This is a genomic window from Prevotella sp. LCP21S3_D2, from assembly GCF_052118345.1.
In the GTDB taxonomy this organism is placed as follows: domain Bacteria; phylum Bacteroidota; class Bacteroidia; order Bacteroidales; family Bacteroidaceae; genus Prevotella.
Window position 1 is genome coordinate 1 of sequence record NZ_JBQKHJ010000105.1, and the last position, 492, is coordinate 492.

At 44.9% G+C, this 492-nt stretch carries 2 pseudogenes; both read left to right on the top strand.

Annotation, left to right across the window (positions count from 1 at the left end):
- Nucleotides 1-194, top strand: a pseudogene (locus ACTQ16_RS16805) (hypothetical protein); the annotation flags it as partial.
- Nucleotides 195-201: 7 nt separating this feature from the next.
- A pseudogene (locus tag ACTQ16_RS16810) lies at nucleotides 202-492 on the top strand (hypothetical protein); the annotation flags it as partial.

Below are 492 nucleotides of genomic sequence, written 5' to 3' on the forward strand. Positions count from 1 at the left end.
CTATACCTGATATGCCAGACTATCTGGACATCGTGCTCTGCAAAAAGGACGGAAGTATCTTCTACGAGATGGATATCCAAAGACGTGCCATCAACATCCCGCTCGACTTTCTGCTGGAAGGATTGGTCCTGGAAATCAATATCACCAACTGCGATGGTACTAAATTCAAGAAGAAACACCAATTCTTAAAATAACCATTCCATGACATACGAAGAATTCAAGCATTTGGCTGAGCATCCACAGCATCGGAATGTTCCTGCCATCTTCAAGCTCGAAGTTTTAGAAACAGAAGAGCTGGAGGAGAAAAAGCGTTCACATTATCCGAAATACAAGGTGAACACCTATTGTCCGCAAGCTTTCACCACAACTTTGGAGGAGGCAGAGAGACTGATGCACCAGGATGTCCAGTACCGCAAAAAGATGAAGGAGGAAGACGACTATCCGCTGGATACCTTCTGCTATTATATCTCGGAGATTCCGCTGGGACTGTTG